This is a genomic window from Bythopirellula sp. (assembly GCF_041737835.1).
Lineage (GTDB): Bacteria > Planctomycetota > Planctomycetia > Pirellulales > Lacipirellulaceae > Bythopirellula.
The window spans coordinates 1-2847 of the sequence record NZ_JBGSQY010000006.1; the positions used below are offsets into that span (position 1 = coordinate 1).

A 2847-nucleotide genomic window follows, 5' to 3' on the forward strand; every position below is an offset into this window, starting at 1 on the left:
GAGGGCCAGGATGAGGATGCAGCCGACGGGACAGATCACGAATTCTCGCATGGCGGTCTCCGATGTTTGAGTTAAATCAACGCCACATTGACGTTGACGCACTTAATATCGGAGAAAACTCGCGTGTGGCTCCGTGAAGCATTCCACACTCAACGAGAAAGTGCAAACCGCTGATCCAACGCCGCCGGTTTGGCGACGGGTTCCAGGAATTCTGGCATAAGCAATAATTGCCGCTGCCGACAGTCTTCACAGCCACAGCTCTCTGGATAACGCAGCGGAGTTTGCAGAGATACCTGCGCCATTGCTTTGCCGGCCATTTCCTTCCAGAACCGCTGGCAGTCCGGGCATTGCTCCAGATGGATGCGAATCTGCTCCGTAAGGCTGGGATCGAGTTTCCCAGCCATAAACTGCGGAGCATTCTTCCGCACGATGGAACAGGTGACACCACCAAAATTCGGCTCCTTGGAGTGCGACGGATCGAATGCGAAATATCCGGCACTGATCGCGATTAGGACCGCCGCCGACGCCCCTGCGGCTCTCGACAGGAATACACGGCGCTGACGAGTCCGCTCTTGGCCAGCAAATGCTGAAAGACTCCCTGGCGAGCAGGGCATCCAGTCGTCAATATTGGTGTTTGACTTGCTCATTAAATCCTTCTTCACGGGCCAGCGACGGATGCCTGCTTAAGCCGGGAACTGAACTACTCGTTAATTATCGGCTCATGGGAGCGAGACTTCTGTAAACCATTTCACATTTGGCATGGTTGATCCGATTTTACTCACGGGTCGGTCGCGTCTGGTTTCTTCAGTGACCGTAATTGAAACTGTTGGGACATCGCTGCTGCGGAGGTTGCGGCGGATAAAATTGGCACTGGAATCCCACGGTCTGCGGCAAGTCGACGGAGATCACGAACAACAATTTTTTGGCGACTAATTTTCAGCAGACCATCGAGTTGCATCTCCCCCAACAAAGCAGTGATCGTTTCGCGAGTCGCCCCGATAATTGACGAAAGTTCTTGATGGGAGAGTTTAATTTCCAACAAAACGCCCTCTGGTGACGGCCGACCGTACTGCTCGACTAGTTCAAGCAGCAAATGAGCCAATCGATCATGGTTTGAGCGAAACAATAAGCTCCGAAGTCGCCGTTCAACGCGCTTTCGGCGCAGGCCGATAAGTTTCGTCACCCCGAGAGAAATGTCTGAAAAATTCTCCATCAGACGCCGCAATTCATCGCCGGGGAGGAGGACGACTGTGCAATCCGTCGCCGCTTCGGCTCGTTCTTCTCGCTCCCCTACCTCAATTAGGGCCAATTCACCAAACAGTTCGCCCGGCTCGACGAAAGCCAGTATGGCTTGTTTGCCATCCGGAGTCGTTGAACAAATCCTGATGCGGCCCTGAGCTAGCAGAAAAGCGCCATCGGCAATATCGGACGGCAAATATACAGTGCTATTTCGTGGAAACTCGCGAATTCGCGCGCGCTGCTCCAGGCGGCTAAGATACTCGGCGCTCAGGCGCTGAAACAGGGAGCAATTTCGGACGTACCAAAGCCGTTGCGCCATCCGGAAGATACCTGAAATTCGTACGCGAATCTAAAGGAACCACTACCGCGATATAGTAAATACCGCAAGATAGTAAAACAATTTTACTCGTTCGCAGTCGGCAGCGATAGTTAGCTTGAGCAGGCGAGCCGTGCCCTTAGCGCAGTTGCGATGGGCTACACCGCGATGAGTAATTCAATGCCTCTGCCGATTAGTCGTCGGAAGAGACAGATTCTTACACTTGTCACCAAAAACATAGCGAATTGCAATAAGCACAACATTCGTGCGATAAACGAAATCTGATTTTCACTGCCAAGCAGCTAACTCGGCGCAAAATCCCTTCGCTGAAAGCTGAGAAACCGCCGATCCTGCTTGTACGGCGATTCGCCGACCCGCACCAACTTCGCTTTGGCCAGTTTATAGCGGTAGTTGTTTGTGATTGGATCGGCGACGCGATGAGATAAAGCGTTGAAAGGGTTCGGTGGGAACAGAAAGTAGGTAAACAGCAGCCCCGGCGGTACGGCGGGAGTGACCATTGCAATCGCCTCGATTTGTCCTTTGCCGACGCGGATATGGCCTTCCTTCTCCAACCACGAGAACTTGATCTCCTCCGCTTCCACGCGGTTGAATCCACCGGTTTGGATCAGCACGTCGTCGTTCGTCAGCCGCACCACGTCGCCGCTTTCGATGTTGTACAACTTGGCGTCATCCGGGTGAATCTCGACGAAGTTGCCGGGCCATCGCGCGGCCATGTAAGGTTTGCGGAGGTCATCGAACCCAGACTGCCAGTTCTCGTTGATGCGTCCGCACGTCAGCCAGAACTCACCCTTCTTCGGGTCCGGTTTGATCCTCACATAGAAGTCAGCGAATAGTTCCCACGGACTCTTGATTAGCAGAGCTTTGCCCGAGTGGGAGTTAAACGCTGTTAGCCACTTGGCGTGGGTCGTCGGGCCTTCAGGATCGGAGAGCTTCAGGGTGCTGTCGTGCAGCCGGGCGGTGCCGACCAACTTGCCTTGCTCGTATCGAACCGGACATTGGATGCCCGTCGTCCCCATCTCGCGGAGAGCGTCGTGGCCCTGCTTGCCATCCTGCTTCGCCTTCCAGACGAGTGGGTAATAGTCCAGCACGTCACCTCGACTGAACCGGGCAGCTTCCTCGAACACCGCGTTGTCGTCGGCCCAATCGTAGCCCGTGAAGCCCATCGCCCTGGCGAGCTTGGCGACTGCCCACCAGTCCGGCTTGGCCTCTCCGGGGGCGTCGTAGAACTTTGTGTACAGCCGCAGCCGCCGCTCGAGCACCCACTCTATCAT

The 2847-nt window shown here is 54.9% G+C and carries 3 protein-coding genes; all 3 read right to left on the reverse strand.

Annotated features, from left to right (window positions below):
• Positions 1-149 precede the first annotated feature (149 nt).
• On the reverse strand, positions 150-662 hold the full coding sequence (locus AC6T8Q_RS02890; protein WP_500677645.1) for a zf-HC2 domain-containing protein: 513 nt from the start codon (positions 660-662) through the stop codon (positions 150-152).
• 116 nt (positions 663-778) lie between these two features.
• Positions 779-1558: a Crp/Fnr family transcriptional regulator gene (locus tag AC6T8Q_RS02895; RefSeq protein WP_500677646.1), complete on the reverse strand. Its 780-nt coding sequence runs from the start codon at positions 1556-1558 to the stop codon at positions 779-781.
• Positions 1559-1857: 299 nt separating this feature from the next.
• The coding region (locus tag AC6T8Q_RS02900) for a molybdopterin dinucleotide binding domain-containing protein (protein WP_500677647.1) at positions 1858-2847 on the reverse strand (990 nt) is incomplete at its 5' end.

Bases quoted from the DNA above. Each gene is read 5' to 3' on its own strand.
- AC6T8Q_RS02895 (WP_500677646.1), bottom strand. From the start codon at position 1,558: ATGGCGCAACGGCTTTGGTACGTCCGAAATTGCTCCCTGTTTCAGCGC.